The organism is Pantoea nemavictus, from assembly GCF_037479095.1.
Classification (GTDB): domain Bacteria; phylum Pseudomonadota; class Gammaproteobacteria; order Enterobacterales; family Enterobacteriaceae; genus Pantoea; species Pantoea nemavictus.
The window spans coordinates 236,091-257,555 of the sequence record NZ_JBBGZW010000002.1 but is presented as its reverse complement, the minus strand read 5'-3'; the positions used below and the strand labels follow the sequence as shown (position 1 = coordinate 257,555).

Annotated in this window: 18 protein-coding genes; 11 read left to right on the top strand and 7 right to left on the bottom strand. The window is 51.9% G+C overall.

Features of this window, described 5'->3' with window-relative positions:
* Positions 1-14: 14 nt before the first annotated feature.
* Positions 15-1,232: an MFS transporter gene (locus WH298_RS20960; protein ID WP_180823912.1), complete on the bottom strand. Its 1,218-nt coding sequence runs from the start codon at positions 1,230-1,232 to the stop codon at positions 15-17.
* 137 nt (positions 1,233-1,369) lie between these two features.
* On the opposite strand from WH298_RS20960, the gene WH298_RS20955 reads away from it, so the two are divergent.
* Entirely contained in the window at positions 1,370-1,981 is a 612-nt protein-coding gene (locus WH298_RS20955) for a TetR/AcrR family transcriptional regulator (RefSeq protein ID WP_180823911.1), read from the top strand.
* 62 nt (positions 1,982-2,043) lie between these two features.
* On the opposite strand, the gene WH298_RS20950 is transcribed toward WH298_RS20955, so the two are convergent.
* On the bottom strand, positions 2,044-3,159 hold the full coding sequence (locus tag WH298_RS20950; protein ID WP_180823910.1) for a metallophosphoesterase: 1,116 nt from the start codon (positions 3,157-3,159) through the stop codon (positions 2,044-2,046).
* 126 nt (positions 3,160-3,285) lie between these two features.
* Here WH298_RS20950 and WH298_RS20945 point away from each other — a divergent pair, with 126 nt between their 5' ends.
* Complete coding sequence (locus tag WH298_RS20945; protein WP_180823909.1) at positions 3,286-3,639, top strand: MmcQ/YjbR family DNA-binding protein; 354 nt, start codon at positions 3,286-3,288, stop codon at positions 3,637-3,639.
* 30 nt (positions 3,640-3,669) lie between these two features.
* Here the strand turns inward: WH298_RS20945 and cybB are convergent, their stop codons facing one another.
* Both cybB and WH298_RS20935 read right to left on the bottom strand, forming a co-directional pair.
* Positions 3,670-4,209 (bottom strand): cytochrome b561, encoded by a 540-nt coding sequence (gene cybB, locus WH298_RS20940; RefSeq protein ID WP_180823908.1) that lies wholly within the window; start codon positions 4,207-4,209, stop codon positions 3,670-3,672.
* Between the two features lie 90 nt (positions 4,210-4,299).
* Positions 4,300-4,794, bottom strand: coding sequence for a MarR family winged helix-turn-helix transcriptional regulator (locus WH298_RS20935; protein ID WP_180823907.1), 495 nt, complete (start codon positions 4,792-4,794; stop codon positions 4,300-4,302).
* Positions 4,795-5,040: 246 nt separating this feature from the next.
* Between WH298_RS20935 and WH298_RS20930 the strand changes: the two genes are divergently transcribed.
* Positions 5,041-6,189 (top strand): MFS transporter, encoded by a 1,149-nt coding sequence (locus tag WH298_RS20930; RefSeq protein WP_339541596.1) that lies wholly within the window; start codon positions 5,041-5,043, stop codon positions 6,187-6,189.
* Between the two features lie 78 nt (positions 6,190-6,267).
* Complete coding sequence (locus tag WH298_RS20925; protein WP_180823906.1) at positions 6,268-6,690, top strand: nucleotide triphosphate diphosphatase NUDT15; 423 nt, start codon at positions 6,268-6,270, stop codon at positions 6,688-6,690.
* Here the strand turns inward: WH298_RS20925 and WH298_RS20920 are convergent.
* Together WH298_RS20920 and WH298_RS20915 are read right to left on the bottom strand one after the other, a co-directional pair.
* Positions 6,687-7,148 (bottom strand): GNAT family N-acetyltransferase, encoded by a 462-nt coding sequence (locus tag WH298_RS20920; RefSeq protein ID WP_180823905.1) that lies wholly within the window; start codon positions 7,146-7,148, stop codon positions 6,687-6,689. The two genes, WH298_RS20925 and WH298_RS20920, sit on opposite strands and share 4 nt — an antisense overlap.
* A 131-nt stretch (positions 7,149-7,279) precedes the next feature.
* Positions 7,280-8,026 carry an SDR family oxidoreductase gene (locus WH298_RS20915; RefSeq protein WP_180823904.1) on the bottom strand — a complete coding sequence of 249 codons (747 nt, stop codon included), beginning with the start codon at positions 8,024-8,026 and terminating at the stop codon, positions 7,280-7,282.
* Between the two features lie 99 nt (positions 8,027-8,125).
* On the opposite strand from WH298_RS20915, the gene WH298_RS20910 reads away from it, so the two are divergent.
* Positions 8,126-9,034 (top strand): AraC family transcriptional regulator, encoded by a 909-nt coding sequence (locus WH298_RS20910; RefSeq protein ID WP_180823903.1) that lies wholly within the window; start codon positions 8,126-8,128, stop codon positions 9,032-9,034.
* Here the strand turns inward: WH298_RS20910 and WH298_RS20905 are convergent.
* The gene (locus WH298_RS20905; RefSeq protein ID WP_180823902.1) at positions 9,031-9,453 is read right to left on the bottom strand and encodes a DUF2000 domain-containing protein; all 423 of its coding nucleotides are present in this window, start codon (positions 9,451-9,453) and stop codon (positions 9,031-9,033) included. The genes WH298_RS20910 and WH298_RS20905 overlap by 4 nt on opposite strands.
* A 260-nt stretch (positions 9,454-9,713) precedes the next feature.
* Here WH298_RS20905 and WH298_RS20900 point away from each other — a divergent pair, with 260 nt between their 5' ends.
* The 6 genes from WH298_RS20900 to WH298_RS20875 all read left to right on the top strand — a co-directional run bounded on the left by WH298_RS20900 (position 9,714) and on the right by WH298_RS20875 (position 21,296).
* Complete coding sequence (locus tag WH298_RS20900) at positions 9,714-10,196, top strand: Lrp/AsnC family transcriptional regulator (protein ID WP_180823901.1); 483 nt, start codon at positions 9,714-9,716, stop codon at positions 10,194-10,196.
* 238 nt (positions 10,197-10,434) lie between these two features.
* A complete protein-coding gene (locus WH298_RS20895; RefSeq protein WP_180823900.1) occupies positions 10,435-11,505 on the top strand; it encodes a ParA family protein in 1,071 nt (356 codons plus the stop codon).
* A complete protein-coding gene (locus WH298_RS20890) occupies positions 11,506-12,153 on the top strand; it encodes a hypothetical protein (RefSeq protein ID WP_180823899.1) in 648 nt (215 codons plus the stop codon).
* Positions 12,154-12,502: 349 nt separating this feature from the next.
* Positions 12,503-18,457 (top strand): autotransporter outer membrane beta-barrel domain-containing protein, encoded by a 5,955-nt coding sequence (locus WH298_RS20885; protein WP_180823898.1) that lies wholly within the window; start codon positions 12,503-12,505, stop codon positions 18,455-18,457.
* A gap of 276 nt (positions 18,458-18,733) precedes the next feature.
* Complete coding sequence (locus WH298_RS20880) at positions 18,734-20,341, top strand: hypothetical protein (RefSeq protein WP_180823897.1); 1,608 nt, start codon at positions 18,734-18,736, stop codon at positions 20,339-20,341.
* A gap of 67 nt (positions 20,342-20,408) precedes the next feature.
* Positions 20,409-21,296 carry a LysR substrate-binding domain-containing protein gene (locus WH298_RS20875; RefSeq protein ID WP_180823896.1) on the top strand — a complete coding sequence of 296 codons (888 nt, stop codon included), beginning with the start codon at positions 20,409-20,411 and terminating at the stop codon, positions 21,294-21,296.
* Positions 21,297-21,465: the final 169 nt, after the last annotated feature.

Genomic DNA, 21,465 nt, shown 5'->3' with positions numbered 1-21,465 from the left:
CATGCTGCCTGTTATCACTCTGTCTCGCTGGCAGGGCTAAGTGATACTTTGGCTCTGCTGCTCGTCGCCGGGAAACCCTGATGGGCACGCAGGGCAATCGCTAATGCGACCAACAGCAATATGAGGATCGCCCACGGGAACGATTGGGAACCGGCATGCTTGAGCAGCAATCCGCCGGTTAAACCGCCGAGAGCGATGGCGCTGTTCCAAGTCACGACATTCATTGATAGCGCGACGTCGGCATATTCACCGGCGGCATCGGCCAATGCCGTCTGGAGCAGCGTCGCGGCACCGCCGAATGTCAGCCCCCAGACGGCGGCGCCTGGATAGATCACGCCGGGTGTTAACGTGATCAAGCCAAACACCAGCGCTACCACCGCAAACATCGACAGGGATAACAGCACCGCTTTGCGCAGATGGGTATCGATGATTTTGCCGGTGATGAAAATCCCGCCCAGCGCGGCAATGCCAAAGATCAGCAGCACCAGATCCACTCGCGCCGCCAGTCCCGCCGAGGCAATAAAGGGTGCGATATAGGTATAGAGAATGTTATGCGCCAGCATCCACGCCAGCACCACGCCAAGCACGGAGCGTACGCCGGGCAGACGTAATACCGCCGCGAGCGGCATTTTTTGCTTCGCGGAATGGCCGGGATAATTCGGCACGGCCAGCAGTATCCAGCCAATCAGGATGATCGACAGCCCCGACATCACGGCAAAAGTCAGACGCCATCCAAGTAACGATCCCATCCAGGTTCCCGCTGGAACGCCCAATGAGAGCGCAATTGGCGTGCCTACCATGGCGAGTGCCAATGCACGTCCCTGCAGCGAGGGAATCACCATTCTGCGTGCATAGCCCGCAATCAAACTCCACGCTAAGCCAGCCGACGCCCCGGCTAAAAATCTCGCGATTAAAATGAGGGTGATGTTAGAAGAGACGGCGGTGAGCGTGTTAAAAACCAGAAATCCACCGACGGTGCTCAACAGAACCACGCGGCGCGACCAGCTTCGTGTCAGCAGCGTCAGCGGAATCGCTGCGATCAGGGAACCAGCGGCATACGCGGTAACCAGCTGACCCGCCAGCGCAGGCGAAATAGCCAGTCCCTGACTGATTTGCGGCAGCAAACCAGCGGGTATCGTCTCCGTCAGAATACAAATAAAGCCCGCCATCGCCAGCGCCAGCAGCGCCAATATCGGCAATTGCTGCGCCTCTCCATGTTTATCTAATTTCATCGTTAAGCCTTTAGTTGAGTAAGAACAACGCCATCGCGCAACATCAATATATGTATCGATCGGTATTTATATTGCGTAGAGCTGCTGTACGTTGTCAATGAATTCTGTATCGATTAGTATAAATGGCGGAGGAGTTGATGATGAGAACAGGCAGACCAAGACAATTTGACCGGGATGAAGCGGTAGTGAAAGCCATGCACCTCTTTTGGCAAAATGGCTACGATTCAACCTCGCTCGCGCAGCTGAAAGCATCGATAGGCAAGGGGATAACCGCGCCAAGCTTCTATGCCGCGTTTGGATCGAAAGAAGCACTGTTTGCTGAAGCGGCGAACTGTTATCTGCAAACGCATGCCCAGGTAACGGAAGCGTTGTGGGATAGCCGCTTACCCGCCCGGCAGGCGCTGGAGACGGCGCTGCTGAACTCCGCCAGAATGCAGTACGATCCTTCGCATCCGCGCGGATGCATGGTTGCGCTCAGCGTGATGTCATCCTGCGCTGAAGAGAATCGTCACGTGCTGAAACCGTTTGAGGCGTCGCGCATGCGTACCGGTGCAGGCATTAAGCATTGCGTTGAGAGAGGCATCAGCAGTGGAGAGTTGAAAAATGATGAGGAGACGCTGGCACTGGCGGTCAGCTTCAACAGTTTTATGCTGGGCATCTCAACGCTGGCGCGGGATAACGTTCCCCTCGTGGAGGTTGAACGGGGCATCGCGCAAATGATGAGATTGTGGGATGCGTCGCGGCGCTGATGTGCTTTACATTCCAGCGCGCATTGAAGTCTCAATGCGCGCTGGCGACCTGAGTGAGCGCTTTACTCTTTACGCTGCAGGGTAATGCGAGTTAACTCCGATGGTCGGCCTAAGCGAACCGCCATGCCCGGCCAAAGTGCGGTTCCGTTGTTGACATAGAGTTGCATGCCATCCACCTGATACAACCCCGAGACAAAACCCGCGTTAGGTTTGGCAAACAGCCGGTCAAAGCCCACAATCAGGCCGCCGTGCGTATGTCCGGACAGCTGCAGATCGATGTTCTTCACGGCGTTTTGCCGTGCATTGCGCGGCTGGTGATCGAGCAGAATTACCGGCGCATTTTCCGGTGCACCTGCCAACGCCAAATCTAAATCCGGCCCCACGGCCCCACGACGTGAAGCTGAGGTATCCGGCATGCCGGCAATCACCAGCTCTGCGCCATGGCGGTTAATCACGGTATGGCGATTAAGCAAAGGTTCCAGCCCCAGCGATGCCAGATGCGCGGTCCAGCGCTCCTGCTCGAAGAAATATTCATGGTTGCCGGTGATGGCAAAAACACCATCAGGCGCATGTAAACCGCGCAATGGCTCCACGTCCGCGCGGCGATTGTGCAACGTGCCATCAATCACATCACCGGTCACCAGAATCAGATCGACATCCAGCGTCATAGCTTTCTGCACCAGCGCGCGCGTCCACTTCTCATTGAAGAGTTTGGTGATGTGCATATCGGTCAGCTGCAGCAACTGATAGCCTTCGAACTCACGGGGAAGATCTTTAATGGCGATCGTCACATCTTTAACCGGCGGAACGCGTATCGCCTGATAAACACCGACGGTGGCAAGGATGAAAGCAAAAGCCGCCGCCACATAACGAATCGCCGGCACGATTTCAAACGGATGACGGAATAACAGCGAGATCAGCGCCACCACATCAATCACAAACTGGGTGAGCGCGAGAAACAAAACGGCGCTAAAACCCCAGTTGAACAGAATGACGATGGCGCGGGGCATTTCCGGCGAGAACATGCTGCCGGAGGTAAAGCGACTGACCAGCAGATACTGTGAAGCCAGTAACACCAGCAGAGAGAGAACAATTTTTAATAGCAGCGGCATCGCTAACGGGAATAAAAACCGCGCGATTACATACCAGCTCGGTATGCTGAAAATCAGATGAAACATCATTCACTTCCCTGGTTTAAGGGCGCCGTTTCAGCGCAAAAAAATCAATACGCAGTGTAGTCTTTACTGATTAGTATGATGGCTTCGCACGTGCTTTTTTTGCGCGTGGCTCACCACGGAGGATGCATGACACGCCAGCAGCTGTTCGACTACATATATCAGCACTATCAGGTAGAACCCGATTATCCATGGAAAAAACACAGTGAATACGCGGTGCTGCGTCATCCGCGACATCGCAAATGGTTTGCGCTGGTGTTCCCGCTGGAGAGCCACAAACTCGGTTTGCCGGATGGCCCGGTGATCGACGTGATGAACATTAAAACCCGGCCCGAACTGAATGGTTCGCTGCGTCAACAGCATGGCGTCTATCCGGCTTACCATATGAATAAAGAGCACTGGCTCAGCATCACACTGGAAAACGGCTTGCCGGATAGCGAGATGTTAGCCTTGCTCGACGACAGTTTTAGTCTGACGTTTTAGCCATGCTACGTGACGTTGTCACTACGCGTGTTAACGTGAGCGACGCGATGGCATCATGCGCAATAACGTATTGTCTTTGAACAGATAATGGTGCGCTAATGCGGCAACCGCGTGAATGCCAATCAGCCAATAGCCATAAGGCGCGAGGGTTTCGTGCCAGTCTGCAATCATGTCAGCAAAATCGGGATCGGGATCGCCACTCACCGGCATCGGAATGCCGAAAATCCACCATGTGCGGCCCATATAGAAGCGCGACAAAATGCCTAGCGTCGGCAATACGATGAAAAACAGGTAGATCGCCAGATGCATCAGATGCGCCAGGCCGGTTTGCCAGTGCGGGGGCTTGGGTATAATTGCCGGGCTGCGATGACGAAAACGCAGCATCACGCGTGACAGCATCAGCACCAGCACACAACTGCCGGCGCTGAAGTGACCAATGATCATCGCGAAGCCTTGCCATGAACCGCGCGTCGCCAGTCCACGAAATTCCATAGTGCAATACGCAGTGACGACCAACAGAAAGGTCAACCAGTGAAGAAATATTTGCGACGGGGCGTATTTGTTGCTCATCTCTAATCCGTAACAATGCCGGGCGGGAGGCATATTTTAACGGAAAAAGTGCTGAATTAATTCATATTTTGACACATCGATAACCGCGAATTAACTTCCCGTTTCGCTTGCCACCAGCAGCTGACTGAGTAGAGATTGCAGTTGCTGCTGCTGCTCATCATCCAGCGTGCTCAGCAAGTGGTTTTGCGTTTGCGTATGCACTTGCAGCGCCTGCTCAATCTTTGCGAGGCCAGCGTCGGTGAGCGCCACCAGCGTGCTGCGCTTATCCTCAGGATCGGCGACACGCATTATCAAACCCACGTCTTCCAGTCGATTGAGCCGATTGGTCATGGCGCCCGAGGTTACCAGTAAGGATTTATACAGCTGCGTCGGCGATAAGCGATAGGGCGCATCCGCGCGCCGCAGCGTCGCCAGCACATCAAATTCGCCATCACGGAAACCAAAAGGTGCTAGTGCCGCCGCGCGGGTTTTCGCCAGATGCTGCATGATGCGCAGCATGCGACCAAACACCGCCATTGATGATGCATCCAGCTCAGGCATAGCGCTGGTCCACTGTTTCATTACAAAATCAACGTGATCCGCCAATCTGATTCTCCATTCATTAACTTTTATACATTTTGCACCATCCGTAGCGGCGCGATTTATCGCGCATCTCAATGACGGCTAAATGCCCATCCAGGCATTGCGCAATAAATTGCGCCGCTACGATTGGTATGTGTTATTCAGCCTTGCCCTCCTAACTTTTAATTTGTTGCTTTGTGCGCAGGGGCTATTGCTGTCGCGAAAAGTATCTTAACGTTAAGATACTTTTAATGTGCAAGGAGTTGCAAAGTGAATCGTACTTTACCTGCGGTTGGGATGTTTGCCTTACTGGTTTTTGTTATCGCGCTGAATCTGCGACCAATTATGGCGGCGATGGGGCCGCTATTTCCGCTGCTGCAACAGGACGCGCAGCTTAGCGCCACGCAGCTAAGTCTGCTTACTACCTTACCGGTGATCATGATGGGATTAGCGGCGCTGGCCGGTCCGCTGCTGCTGCGTACGCTGGGCGAAGTGCGTGGCATAGCGGCGGGGTTGCTGTTACTGGCGCTGGCCAGCCTGGCGCGTGGATTCGATCAATCCGCCACTGCATTGATTGTTAGCGCGCTGGTGGCGGGTTGTGGCATTGGCTTAATTCAGGCATTGATGCCAGCGCAGATTAAACGTCACTTCGGCGCGAAAGCGGGCACGCTGATGGCGTTGTTCACCACCGGCATCATGGCAGGCGCAGCGATTGCGGCAGCCAGTGCCGTGCCATTGGCGAACTCCCGGGGCTTGGCGGTAACGCTCGCGATTCCGCTGTTACCTGCTGCGATTGCACTGCTGTTGTGGCTGGTAGGTTCGCCCGGCAGCGCGCCAGCACAACACCGCACCGCTCCCCGCGCGGATCGCGCACGCCGTGCCTGGCTGCTGATGATCTTCTTTGGTATCGGCACCGGCGCTTATACCTTAGTGCTGGCGTGGCTGCCGCCGTTTTATATTCAGCACGGTTGGCTGCCGGAGCAGAGCGGTTACGTGCTGGGGGCTTTAACGCTAACCGAGGTGGTGGCGGGGTTTGTGCTGTCGGCGCTGATTCACCGCTTCCGCGATCGTCGCCGTCCGCTGCTGGTGGTCTTGGCCCTGATTTTGTTGGGTTTGATCAGCCTGATATTACTGGGCGGCGCGCAGGTGTGGCTGCCCACCTTGCTGCTGGGATTGGGCATCGGCGCGTTGTTCCCGCTTTCGCTAATTGTCACGCTGGATCATGCGCACACGCCAGAAGAGGCGGGCGCGCTGCTCTCCTTCGTGCAGGGCGGTGGCTATTTGCTGGCAGCGCTAATGCCGCTGATTGCCGGCATGGTGCGCGATCGCGCCGCATCGCTGGATAGCGCGTGGGCAATAATGAGCGTGGGCATTGTGCTGCTGATGGTGATGGCGTTACGTTTCAAACCGCAGCAATAAAGAGTGTGATAAAACGTGGGGCAGTTTTTCGATAACCTCAGGTCGTCATTTATGACGACCTGCAAACAAGGAGCACATATGTCGCCACAAGTGGGCATCGGCGTGTTAATTTTTCGCGATGGGAAACTGTTGTTAGGGCAGCGTAAAGGTAGCCATGGCGCAGGGGATTGGTCGGCGCCGGGCGGTCATCTGGAATTTGGTGAGGCGCCGGAAGCCTGCGCGCGACGCGAAGTGCTGGAAGAGACCGGCTTGCAACTCGGTGAGGTGCAAAACGGCGCCTTTGTGAGCGATGTGTTTCCCGAGGTCAACAAGCATTACATCACGCTGTTACTGGTGGCGCAGGACGCTAGCGGCGAGCCGCAGCTGATGGAGCCGGAGAAGTGCAGCGGCTGGCACTGGTTCGCGCCCGAGGAATTACCTGAACCGTTATTTGCGCCGCTGCGTAGCTGGATTACGCGTGATGGACTGGCGGCACTGCAGGCGCTGGCGAAATCATCTTAAATGACCAACTTCATCACCGTCACATCTTCATTAGCAATCTCGCGCTGTTCCACATCCTGCCAGCCGAAGCGGCGATAGAGCGCTTGCTGGTCGGGTGTATACAGCCACAGCGCCGCGATGCCACGCAGACGCGCTTCGGCAATTAATTGCGTTACCAAAGCACTGGCCAGGCCTTTGCCACGATGTTCTGACGCGGTAATGACCTCGCCGAGCCAAAACTCGCGCTCGCTGAGATCGCTTAATTCGTAGTGGATGATGCTGGCGGTCGCCATTAACTCGCCAGCTGTGGTGGTCGCTACCAGCGTGACCGTTTTAGCTCGATCCGCGTTGCGTGCCTGCAAGCGCTGCTGAATAACAGATGCATCGCGCCAGTTTGGTAAATCTGACCATTCACGATGCAACATCTGGGTGACCGCATCGAATAACTGTGGCTGCTGCGCCAACGGGCTGATGTGCATGCAGAGTCCTAAAAGTGAGCAGGCGAGAGTGACAACATAGCGGTTAGCTATTGATATTGCCAAACAAACTGCGCACCACGCTGGCGCCCGGCATCATCTGTTGAATACCTTGTTGTCGCCGGGATTCACAGTTAACCTGGCTGGTTGGCTAATGCCACCGCATCTTCACCGGCCGGAATGCGCATCGGCGCATCGGGATCGGTTGCCGCGCGCCATACCGCTTCAGCAACATCGCTCGCTTTGGTGGTCGGCTGCGGCTGTTGCATCGCGTTAAACACGCCATCAAGCAGCGGCTGATACGGCTCGAGCTGGGTGTTTTCCATACGCGGCATCGCGTTCTTGCCGAAATCGGTGGTGGGAGCCAGACCCGGCAGCACCAGACGCACGTTGATGTTGAACGGTTGTAGCTCCAGCGCCAGCGATTCGGTAAAGGCATTCACCGCGGCTTTACTACCGGTGTAAACCGCCAGCAGCGGTAAGGATTTCAGTGTGACCGTCGATGTCACGTTGATAATGGTACCGCTCTGCCTGGCACGGAACTGCGGCAGCACAGCCTGCGTCAGTGCAATCGTGCCGAGCGTGTTAGTTTCAAAGATGTCGCGCACGGTCGACATTGGCGTGCCTTCCAGCGAGGTCAGCACGCCAATTCCAGCATTATTCACCAGCACATCAATATCGCCCGCTGCGGCGATAGCCTGCTCGATACTGGCCGCATCGCTGACATCCAACGGCAGCAAACGCAGATTATCTGCAGCGGGAAACAGGTCGGCACGCGGATTGCGCATGGTGGCGATCACGTTCCAGCCGCGCTCGAGGAAATAGAGCGCGGTGGCGTGACCAAAGCCGGAAGAACAGCCGGTGATTAGAATCGTTTTCATCTCTCACTCCTGCATTGCCTTAGGGTAGGTGATCACTATAGAGTCAATGTGCTGGACTCACTACAATGCAGAGTCCTACTTTCATTAGCAGGAGTCCAAATGATCGATCCCTTAGCTGAGATGGTTTCGTTGCTACAGCCGCAAGCAGCTTTCTCCAAGCGTGCGCGAGCTAATGGTCGCTGGCGCGTACATCGTAGCGAAACTGGCCAACCGTTCTATTGCCTGGTGCTGGCAGGCCGCAGTCAACTGAAGATGAAAGGGCATGCGCCAATAACCCTTGAGCAGGGCGACTTTGTACTGATTCCGGCCGCATGGGAATTTTGCATGACCAGCGCTGAACCACCTGCCGACGATGCGCCAGAAACCGTGCCGCAGATGCTCGCACCCGGCGAGTTCTGGATTGGCGATCAACAGCAGCCAGCCGACGTGGAAACCTTAATTGGCTATTGCCAGTTCGGCGCGCCCGATGCTGGATTGATCGTCTCGCTGCTGCCGCAGTTTATTCAGGTGCGCGGTGAATCTCGCCTGACCACCTTGGTGCAATTGGTGGTGGACGAATGTCGCGCGCAGCGGCCGGCGCGCCATGTGGTGCTGGAGCGCTTGCTGGAGCTGCTGTTAATAGAGGCGCTGCGATCGATGCCGATCTGTAATGCGTGTCCGGGCGTAATGGGCGGATTAGCCGATGAGCGCCTGGCGGCAGCGATCCGTGCTATTCACGCTAATCCCGCGCACAGCTGGACGGTGGCAGAACTGGCTAAAGCCGCTGCACTTTCGCGTTCCGCTTTCTTTGTGCGTTTTCGGGCCGCAGTTGGCGTCGCGCCGATGGTTTATCTGCTGACGTGGCGCATGGCGCTCGCGAAAAATCTTCTGCGTGGAAAAAGCATGGCGGTAGCCGAAGTGGCGGAGCGCGTCGGTTATCGCTCTGCCAGCGCGTTCAGCGTGGCATTCAGCCGCTACGTCGGCCAGCCACCTGCATGGTTTGCGGCCGAGGCAGAACAGGATGTTTAGCGATAAAGCTTCAAATTGCCGGTTAATCGGGTGATTTTTTTCTTGTGACCGATCAAACCCAACGCCACCAACTCAATATGATCGCTGTGCGCGTTGGCGATACGTTCGCCATATTCATCGTAGGTTTTGCAGGATTGTGCCAGCGCGCTGAACGGCATCGCAAAGATCTCGTTATCGACGCCGCTTATTTGCTGCAACTCGCGCAGGTAATTGCCATCAGCCAATAACACCGGCAGCGGCGCGTAAATAACGCCAGGATAGTTCACGCCATCCTGGCTCTGCTGGTCTGGCCCCACCAAATTGCCTATCAATTTTCCAAAACTAATGCCGATAACGCTACAAGCGTTCATTGCCAATCCTGCGGGCAGTTGCTGATCAATCACGATGGTGCAGCGATGGGTGTTTGCGTCGAAATTCATGATACAGCCTTCACTTTGAGTGGTTTTAGAGGTGCGCGGTTTAGCGAATAATGCTGGTCTGCCTGGTGCGCATAAATGCGCACCCTACGACGTAGGGTCGCCATTCATGGCGACTTCCGCGCAATGATTCTGATGGCAATCATCAAGTGAAAAGTATGCGGCAAGGCGAAAGAAAAGTGCTTGCGGAATGCATTGCAAAAAGGACGCGTTAGGGATAAAAAATCCCTAAACCGCAAGTCTACGGAAAGGATTATCCCGTTATGAGCTTAAGCAAGACAGATATCAAAATTCTTCAGCAGTTGCAGCAGGACGCGCGCATCACCAACCAACACCTCGCCGACGAAATTGGCCTCTCCGCATCCCCCACCTGGCGCAAAGTGCGCAAGCTGGAAGAGGATGAAGTGATTCAGGGTTATCGTGCGGTACTTAATCGAAAAAAGATTGGCCTTAATGTGATGGTGTTCGTGCGCGTCTCTATTGATAGCCACAGTGAAGCCGAAGCGCGTAAATTCGAACAGGAAGTGATGTCGCTGGATAATGTGGTGTCCTGCTACAGCATCGGCGGCGATGCCGATTTCTTATTGCAAGTGGTGGCGGCAGATATGGATGCGTATGCCGACTTCGCGATGTCGGTTATTCGTAGACTGCCAGGGATAAAAGAGATGCAGAGTATGTTTGTGCTGAAGGAGATAAAGGGATTGGCGGCCTGGCCTTTAGAAGTGCAATCTAATATAGGAAATTAATTTTACTGATGTTGTTGTTTTTGAAATATTTATCTGGTAAAAGTGAACCGTGATTTTTAAAATTAGATATATTGAAAGTAGATTTATAATCTACTCATAAACATGGCGGTTGCATAACTTTTTATATGCGAGTTATTATTAGCAATGGATTTACTTAAAGGTTTTAAGATAGTCCAAAGTGCTAATAGTAGTTAAACATCCAGTAAGTCAAAAAATCATTATAATAGAAGGATTTATTATGAAAATTATCACACTGTATAATCATAAAGGTGGCGTTTCAAAAACCACCACTACTTTCAATATCTGCAGCTATCTTGCAGGAATAGGTAAAAAGGTTTTAATGGTTGATGCTGATCCTCAATGTAATTTAACCGAAATTTCCATGGCGGTAACTATTAAAGAACTCGATGCACAGTCTGAAAAAAACAAAAAAATTGCAGAGTTACCAGGTACGGATATTTTGGAGGTTTTGAATCAGAGGATCAAGGGTGATTCAGCCTTCATTGACTTAGATAAAGTTTTTACAGCTAAGATAAGCGAGAATTTGGACTTGATCAGAGGCTCTGTAGACCTATCTTCTATTGAGGATGATTTAGCAGAAGCTCACGTCCAACGATTAAGTCAACGAACTAATTTAATGAGGACCTACATATCAATTGGTGATTTTCTTGTAAGAATAGCTGAAAAAGAAAAGTATGATTATGTGTTTATAGATGTGGGGCCTAGTTCTGGAGCACTAACGAGATCATTTTTCTTATCATGTGATGCTTTCTTTATTCCAGTTGCACCTGATCGCTTTAACGTACAAGCTATATCTACATTAAGTCATATTATCAGTCGATGGATAAACGAACACCAGCAAGCAATTAAAACATATAATGAAATGGGATTGCCAATTAGACATGGTAGCCCTGCATTTTTAGGCTGTATTGTTCAAGCATTTAAAAAATATTCTGGAGTAGCAAAGCCAGGTTATCAAATGTGGATGGATAGAATACCTGCAGAGATTGACAATAAGATTAAACCTTTAATGGGTGATGATAAGTATCTTCCGGAATTTGCAGGGGATTCTAAAGGTAGCGCTATTGTTATTGAAATCCCTGATTTCAATCAATTGGCCCCATTGATGCAAGAAGTGGGTAAAGCAGTTTTCAATATAAATCAATCTGATACGGCTTTAATAACAAAAAGTGGAGATCCGTGGAGAGGTAATAACTGGACTGGCGCTGCGGAAAGGATTGAAAGCTACCGCAAGTTATTTGCAAAGGCATGCACTACTATTTTTGAATATGAAAAGAGAATTAAGTAAATGGAAATTACTACTTCATTCGTTGCCTTCATAGATATTCTTGGTTTCAAAGGTATTGTTGAAAAAGAAAAAGAAAGTGGATATAAAGGAGAGCTGCTGGATTCACTTTTTGATTGTCATGTGGAATGTCAAAGGATATTTGGCAAGAAACAGATAGAGCTCACTCAATTTTCAGACTCGATAGTGATATCTAAATTATACCATAAAGAAGGGTTTGACGACTTTGTGAGTGCGGTGTCATTGTATCAAAAACATTTGATTAAAAATGGCTTTCTTTGCAGAGGTGGTGTTGTTATCAATAAACATTATAGCTCAAACAGCTTCATTTTCAGTCCGGCTTTGATCGATGCATATTTTGTTGAGAGTGAAAAGGCGATTTATCCTCGTGTCGTGGTCTCATCAGACGTGGTTGATTTATTGTTTCCAAATGGACAAGTTCCAGATCTTTTAGTTAAAGAATATGATGGTTTGCATTTTGTCAATTATTTGCAGGGGGAGCATGATGATTTGTTTGTTAATAAAATTTCTGGCATTGTGAAAAGTTGCATCGCAAGTAAGTCTACATCCATTATCCAAAAGGGCATTTGGCTTGCAAACTATTGTGACCGAGCAATTGGAACCTCCCTCAGTCCTGAAAGGTTTAGTTGATTCTTAACCCTCAGGCATTAATTAAATGGCTGAGGGTTTTTTCTTTTTTAATATGTTCTAACATTAGTTTTTGACAATCTAATGATTGACTTGATTTTTGAATGGTGAAATTTCAAATCAAGTTTTGTAGGTCCAATATATATTAGGCTAATGTTAGCCAAATTCCTAAATCCTCTCTCCCATCTCACAAATCCTTAACTCAAACTAGACGCTAACCCTACCTAGCGTTGATACTCATTTCACCCAATTTCAAACATTAAAAACCTGAAACAAAATAATTCAGTCAGTTAAACAAACCTGAAGCGTACATCCGTACGCAATTTGTCTTTTCTCTGTTGAGGAAAACATTGTGTTTAAATTAAATCCGGTGTTACTAAGCCTTGTGGCTGCGCAAGGCATGATGTTCCCTGTGCTGCCGACAACGGCTGCGATATTAAAGCCCTATACGCCTGAAATTAATGACAATAAGGTGGGTGCATACTGTTTATGTAATGGCAGCACACAAACGCTCAGTGGATTGCCGCAGTTTACGCCCGGTGAGAATGGCACGGGCAGCGTGACGATTGGTGAGTTGCGCACTATTGGTCGAATTATCAATGACAATGTCATTGGCGAAGCGCGACTGCAAATCGGTCAGCAGAGCTATTTAATTGGTATTCCTAATTATGAGGAAAATACTTACACCACATATTCCGTGTTTAAAACGTCTGAAATTGTCGATCTTCCCGCAGTAGGTCTGGATACCGTAGTGCCAGATTATTTTGATGTAAACGACAAACAATATATTAATGCACGCGTCGCTGCCGTTAGCAATGGCACGCTTAATATCGATATTGGCGAGCATAACGCAGCGGCCAATTCCTCAACGAATAGCTGGTCGATGGCGGCGAAGCAAAGCCAGTTATTTACCGCCAGCAATAAAGGCAACCTCAACTGGAATTCCAATAATCGCATCACCTTCACCGCAGGCACCACGCCATACGGCGGCGATCGCCTGGCTTATGATGTGGGCAACGTGGTGCAATATGCGGGCGTCTTCACCGTCAACACGCTGGACGGCGGCACCAGCACCTTCAACGTCACCAATCTCAATGAACTTCGCAATTACAACGATTGGCTGATCGATCAACTGTCCAACGCCAATCTCAGCACCGACAGCTACAACGCAGAATTTAACAAAGCCTACGCGCTGCGGGACGGACGCGTGGTCTATCGCATGAGCGGCAACAACTTCGACGATGAGGTGGCGCTACCGATTTTCGATCAGGTGGTGCTCAGCGCCGATGGTCCTAAGGCGACGGTCAAAATCAATCGCGGCAAAACGCTGGAGGTGGTGAACAGTAATAGCGTGGTGATGCGCGCCATAAATGGCGCGAAAGCGATTATCAATGGCAAGCTCTCCAGCACCGGTTCTGGCCTGGAGTTGCTCAACGGCGCGCGCGGAATAAACAATGGCGTGATTAATACCGGTTTTCTTAATAACGCCAACGGTAAAGGCGTCGATAGCAGCACGGTTGGTGCGGCCGGTAGCGCGGTGACCGCCAATTACAGTAGCCACTTTATCAATCGAGGCGTCATCAATCTGCAACCCGGCCCGGGCTTCAGTACCGGCATCAGTTCCTACAACAGCAGGGTGGTGAACCACGGCAATATCAATGTCGGCGTCAGCGACATTTCCGGCGCTGGCGGCGCGGCGGGCGTGCTGCCGAGCAGCGATGGAAACGGTAGTTTCGTGAATGCCAAAGACGGCACCATCTATATCGGCCGTGCACCGCAGAATCGTAAAAATGATCGCAGCGAAGAGGTCGCCGTTAATTTGAGTGGCGGTGTCAGCGGCATTTATCAGCTGCTGGATTCAAAAGTGATTAACGATGGCCGCATCGTGATTGGTTCCAAAGTACAAAATGCGGTGGGAATGCGGGTAGAACTTGCGCCGAACGCCGTTACCCGCAACAACGGTGTGATCGATGTAAACGGCAAAGCGCAATATCAGCCCCTGGAAAACGTTGGCATGTTGGCGATTAATGCCGGCAGCGGCGGTAAGGTGGGCAATGCTGGCACCATCAATCTTAATGGCGATAACGGCACCGGCCTCAAAGTCATCGCGCGTGATGGTGACAGCGCTAGCGCTTACTCCAGCGGCACCATTAACGTGCGTGGTGATGCCGATCGTTTTAGCGGCACCAACAATACCGCTGTTTGGGTGATAGGTGAGCCGGGCAGCAGCGCTACGGCTAATGTCAGCGGGAAAATTAATTTGCGCGGCACGGCAGGCATCGGCATCCGCGCTGAAGGCAATGCCACAGTCAACGTCACTCCCAGCGCCGTGCCCTCATCCGTAGGCAATGGAGACTTTCTCGCTCAGCGACAAATCAGTTTTTACACCATCGGGCCCAACGCCAAAATCAACTTGCCGGCTAACGGGCACTACGCCACATCTAGTAACGGCGGCACGCTTTTTCGCCTTGAGCAGGGCGCGGATTTTGATGGCCGCGGCATGACGCTCTCCATGAATGCGCCCTTTGCCCTTGGCGTATTTGCCGCTGGCGACGGCAGCGAGATCGCCACTCACGGGGCGACCTTCAATCTGAACAGTGATTACGCTTCCGGGCTGTGGATTACCGACGGTGCACGTGCCACCGTTGATGCGGCAACCAAGGTCAACCTTATCGGTCAAGATGCCCGCTGGGCTCAAGTGGACGGTAATCGCTATTTGTTGCAGGGCTCTGTGGTTAATCCCGATACGCAGTTTAATGAAAATACCTTGTTAACCAACCATGCAGCGCTAAGCGGTAATGATAAATTTCAGCGTGGTTTGATTGCGCGTAATCATGCGCAGGTGATCAATACCGCCAATATCAGCTTAATGGGGTTGGCACCGCAGGCAATCTATGCGACCAACGGTGGCAAGGTGACCAATAGCGGCGTAATTAGCGTCGCCAATAATGGTGTGGCGCTGTATGCCGATGGTTATGAGTTTGTCGGCGACAAGGTGACAACCACTGACATCAACAATACCGGTACGCTGAATATTTACTCGGGTGCCTACGGCTTTATTGCCTATGACCGGCTATCCCGCATCAATCAAAACAGCACCATGAATCTGTATGGCGATTACACGGTCGGTGGACTGGTGAGCGCGGGGGGACAGGTAAACCTTGGCCCGCAGAGTAGCGTGGTGTTTCATCATCCACAGCAGGTGGGCTATCAGATTCAGGATCACGGTTCGCGGCTGATCAGCAATGGTGGCAACGTTAACGTCAGTACTGAAGGTTCGACGCTGTATGAAGTCGCCACTGAGGGGTGGCTCTACCCGCAGGCCGCCGGCACCGTTACGCTCAGCGGCAAAAACACCACCGGTATTGTGGTGTCAGAGTCAGGATCCTACGTGTCTGGGACCGATAATTATCTTGTTACCGGCAAGAATGCCACGGTGATGCGCGCAACCTATAACGCTTCCGGCGTATTAACCAACACCATCACGCTTAACGGACGCAACAATACCGCGGCACAGGCGAGTACCAATGAAACGGAGATCTACGCCGCCGGTTTAATCAACGGCAATGGCCGCCATGCCACCGCTTTTGATGTCAGCGACGGCGCGCGCATTTTCAACCAGTATCAGGGCGCAGTCGATCTGCGCGGCCCCAACAGCACCGGCGCGCGCGTGCATGACGGCGGTAATTTCATTAACCGTGGCAGCATCCATATTGCTTCGGGCACGGGCGTAGACGTCAGCAGCGGCTACGGGCAATACGTGCCAATGGATAGCTCCCTGCGCGTTGACGACGGCATCGCCGCGTTGCGTGTTGGCGACGGTGGCTGGCTAAAAATCTATGGTGACGGGCAGGGCGCGAGCACGATACAAGCGATGCGCAAAGCCGACGGTTTGCTGCTCGATAGCGGTGCGCAGGGCGTTGAAGCCAACGACATCATTATCGGCGCTTTAGGCAGCGGAAGTGCCCTCAATAACCGCGCTGAAACCGCCAACATCTCGCTGGAAAACGTGATGCTTGAGGTATCAGGCGGCAACGGCGTGCGTTCGGCCACCTCATTTGATCCTAATGGTCGCGTGCTGATTAACGTCAGCGGTACCGGCACCGGCTATCGCTTCGAAAATGAAGATGGCTCGACCACCAGTAACGATCTGGTGATCGGCAAGGACTATTCGATTCTGGTTTCCACGCAGGGCACCGGCGTTCGCGCCAATACCAGCGGCAGAGTCATTTCGCAGGGGTCGATTAGCATTCGCGATGCTAACGGCGGCTCGGCGATTAAGACCAGCACCGCCAGCCAGGTGATCAATCAGGGATCGATTAGCTCACTCAGCCGCGTCTCTCCGCTGATCGATTTGCGCGGCGGAAACACGGTATTTGTCAATGAAGGCACCATCAACGCACCGTTCCCGGATCAGGTCGTGGTGGCCGGTGGCGCAGGCAATGATGTGATCGCGCTCCTTGATGGTTCGGTAATCGGCGACGTGAATACCGGCAGCGGCAGCGATGAGCTGATCGTTACCGGCGGCACGCTGAACGGCAGCCTGACGATGGGCAGCGGTGCGGCGAATCAGGCGACGGTGCAAAAAGTCAGCCTGGCGGATACGCGCCACATCACCACGGAAAACGGGGCGGGCAGCACGCTTAACCTCAGCAAGCTGTCGGCGCGCGGCGGTTCCTTTGCCAGCGATGATGCCAGCAAAGGCACCAACCTCGGCGCGGGCTGGAGCACGCTCAACTTCTTCGATACCCAATGGACGCTGACCGACAACATCAAACTGGCGCATAGCACCATCAATATCGATGCCGGCAGTACGTTGTACGCCGGTGATAATGTTAATCCGCTGCTGCAGGGCGCAACCGGCGATTCGCTGGTGGTAAACAACGCCGGTACGCTGGATCTCACCAACGGCGGCAACGCAGCGGCGAATACTTTAACCATTGATGGCGATTTGGCATCAACCGGCGGCAACCTGAAACTCAATTCGACGGCAACGCAAAGTGATTTGTTACGCGTCAACGGCAACGCCACGGGCACCACTTTGATTGAGGATAAACTGGCTGGCGGCCCGCTGCTGGATAGCAACCGCGATGGCGTGATTGCTGCCAACGAAGGCGTCTCGCTGGCGCAGGTAACCGGTAACGCCAGCGCCACGAGCTTTGTGCTGAAGAATGGCTATGTCGCATCCGGGCCGTGGCAATACGGCTTAGCCAGCTTCGCGCCGGGCAGTTCGGCTGCGGGGGCGTGGGATTATCGTCTCGCCAATACCTTCGTCTGTGAAGATGGCTCGCTGTGCCAGCCGCAAGCGGGCAGCGGCCAGCGTGCGGCGCGCCTGGCCGTTACACCGCAGGTGCCATCGTATATCTCGGCGCCGGTTGGTCTGGCTTACTACTCGCTGGCGGTGACTGACGACTTGCATAAGCGCCTCGGTGAACTGCGTCAGCAGCAAGGCGAGCCTGAAGGCGTGGGCGGCGAGATGTTTATTCGTTATCTCGGCTCTAATCTGAAGTACCAAAGTAATCGCGGTTTAGCCGATTACGGTTACGACTTCGACCTGGATTACAGCGCGGTACAACTGGGCGGCAACCTGCTGCAGGTTGATGGTGCTGAAGAAAGCCTGCGCGGTGGGGTGGCATATACGCGGGGTAATACGCGCATTCGTCCACAGGCGGCGGACGGTTACAGCTCCACCAGTTTCGATAGCGACACCATTTCGCTCTACGGCACCTGGCTGCGCGACAGCGGGTTCTACCTCGATGGCTCGCTAAGTTGGGGCTGGTATCGCGGCGAGACGGATATTGCGCGGCAGAAAGAGGTGGCATCACCGAAAGGCAACGGCTGGACCGCCTCGGTGGAGTCGGGCTATCCGTTCACCTTCGCCAACGGCGTGCGCCTCGAACCGCAGGCGCAAATTACCTGGCTGCAGATGAAGATGGATAGCTTCACCGATCGTGATAACACCCGCGTGTCGTATAACGATTACGATCAAACCATTGGCCGCCTCGGCGCGCGCCTCGATCGCACCTGGCAAGACGGCAGCCAGAACGCCTACACACCGTATGTTCGCGCCAATTACTACAAAGGCTGGGGCGGCACTGCGAAAACCAAAATTGGTGCGGCGGATGCAGAAGGCAGTCAAACGTTTGACAGCGGTAAATTCGGCCAGATGTGGGATGTCGGCCTGGGCGGCAGCGCAACGCTAAACAAGGATGTATCGTTGTATGCCGAAGCGGACTACCGCAAAGAGATCGACGGCAACGGCGCCAAAGGCTGGCGCTATAACGCGGGCGTTAGGTGGTCATTTTGATTGATCCAGGTCGCCATGAATGGCGCCCCTACAAATTTCACGCTTCGTAGGGGCGCCATTTATGTGACCGAAAAAACGCTTAACTGACGTTCAACACGCTATGGATGGCAACCGTTCGAATCCCTTTCAAGCTTCGTCGGTAAAATAAATTCTGCTTGGATTTAATATACGCTTTCGCTACATTCGAATATTACTTGAATTAACGCGCCTATTGCCAATCAATCTCGCACATAGTCAACCCATTATTTGACTTAATATGATAAGGAACTTCATTCGATGATCACTTCGGCTGCTGAGCTACATCGCTTTTTGCTAAAAAACCAAAATTTTGATTTCCATCCTGAACATTCTCGCGATCTTGATCTGTATCGAAAAATGAAACAGCGGTTGGATTTACCCGAAGGTGAGTTCATTTCAGCATTGGAGTCGCGTCATGTTTCTGCCGAAGCATATTTGCGCGCCTTGATTGCTGTAGCAGAACCGTTATCTAAAATGTATACCGATATTATTAATTATTGTGAACGTTCTAACTTCCTTACAGCAAGCGGCGAAGGTTTAATTCAATGGCAAGTTGAAACAGACAGTGGTAACGTGGATTTTACCATGGAAGCATTTCGTCATTTTGAACAACTCAAAACCTTGATGCCCGGAGATTACGAGCAGATGCGGCGCGTCAAGAATGATGTGATGGATTGGATGGGGCATGAAGTTATTAATAAACTTTCCATTGATATTAGCGATAATAACATTGACTGGAGTGCATTAGAGCTTTTTTCAATTCTTAAACGCGCAAACAAAATCTACGGCGATGAACATTATACTATCTTTAAGGGGTTGAATAATTGTTACATTGGCGATAGATATCATGAAAAAAATGGCCATATTGAAGAGGTTGTCAAAAATCATCCTGGTTATGCTGAGTTATTAACTGAAGTCCAAACCCATTTCGGCCATGAAAATATCTTACAAATTGCCAGTGGATTTGTTGAATTGCCCTTTTGGAAATTCAGATGGCAAGTGTATGAAATCTGGATAATTGCTATTAGCTGTCAGCAATTATCCCGCTGCGGATTCCAGCTCAAAGCCGCGCAAGATGGCCGCTCGCCACTGGCGTTAGGAAAAACAGCAACGCTTGCGACGCATCCGCATTCTGATTACAAGTTGATTTATCAACCCCGCTATGTGAACCAAGATAATGATGCGATTCATCCCGACTTAGTGCTTACCACTGATGAAAATGTTACTGCTCAAAACTCAACGTTAATTATCGAATGTAAACAACGTATCGAATTGACCGATGCGCATATTGATATCGTGTTCAATAAATATTCTGCCGGTGTTTGTCCGCAACATGGACAGGTGGTGGTAGTTAATTATGATGGCATCGATAATCACCGTCATGTGAATAACAGTCGCCAAATGCTTTTCACCCAAGTCTCACCAGATACGACAGAAACTCAGGCGTTTGAAGATTTTTTACAACAAACACACCTCTTTAAACGCCATCTCAATGAAGTATGGTATATCGATATATCACATAGCATGCGCCATTATTTTAATGGGGAATTCCAGGATTTTGTTACCGAGAAGGCGGATTTATCCGCTGAAGGCGGGCAGGTTAAAATTTGGACCTTTGCCCATGAGGTTATGAGTTATGAAGGGGAGAGCTATCCCGGGTTAATCGATATGTCGGGTGAAACTGACGGGGTAAATAATGAGGTTAGAGGAATGGAAAGGTTGTGCCAGCACATAATCAGCCAACAAATACATTATCCTGGAAGTCGCATTTATATCATTACTGATTTAGTGGATGATTTAGGTTACATGCTTAGGCAACAGGGTATTGAGTCAGACACCGTGAGTATAATTAATCCCAGTAAGTAATGTTTCGAGATATGGAATAACTCTTGCATCACCTTGTGCGATAAATCCTTTACACAGGGCGATGTAAGTGAACCTCAACACCTATAAATACTTCAACGAAGTCGCTGCCACCGGATCGATCAGGCGCGCAGCGGATCGTCTGCACGTCGCGCCCTCGGCCATTAGTCGGCAAATCGCCTTACTCGAACATACGCTTGGCGTGATGCTGCTTGAACGTAGTAATACCGGCATTCGCCTGACCCCGGCAGGCATGATGCTCGAGCGCTTTACGCGCAAGATGTGTCGCGACCTCGACCGCATTCACGAGTCGATCAAAAACTTAAAAGGGTTGCGCGAAGGCGAAGTGAAAATTTGGGTGATTGAAGCGGTGGTGCAGGCTATTTTGCCGCGCATCATGACTGACTTTAATGAAAACTACCCCGCGATTCAGTTCTCCATTAACAGCGAATCTTCCGATCGGACCATTGAGGCCATCATTCGTGATGAGATCGATATTGGCATCGTCTTCAACATGGGCGATCGCCCTGGAATAGAAGTGATTAAACGCTGTCCTGCACCAATTCAGTGCCTGGTTTCCCCGCAGCATCCGCTTGCCCAGCACCAATCCCTTTCCCTTGAAGACATCTGTTTTTATCCGGTGGCGCTGCCGGTGTCCAGTTTTGGCATGCGGCAAACTTTCGACAAAGTCACGCGCAGCCTGCATCTCAACCCGCGTTCGATAGTGAACACCAACAATCTCGAACTGACCAAAGCGATGGCCATTGCCGGGCGCACGTTAACCATTGGTCCGAAACAAATAGCCGCACGTGAAATAGAACAGAACAGGTTGATTGCCATACCGATTGATAACGAAGCCATGGAATCGGCCAACATCGAGATCTGTGTGCATCGCGACCGCACGCTCTCCTTTGCCGCCCATCAATTTCTTAAGCATGTGTGCCGGGAATTTGATTGAGTGATCGACCCGGTTGGTAGCGTCGCGATTTTTGGCGACCGGATCGATGTGCTGCACGTCCCGCGCGTTCTAAAAGCGGCAACGCCGCGTGCTGCATTCGATATTACAGCTGGCAGGAAAGTGCATGGTACTTATTAGTCATCGCTGCAGACAGGCAAAAATCCACTAG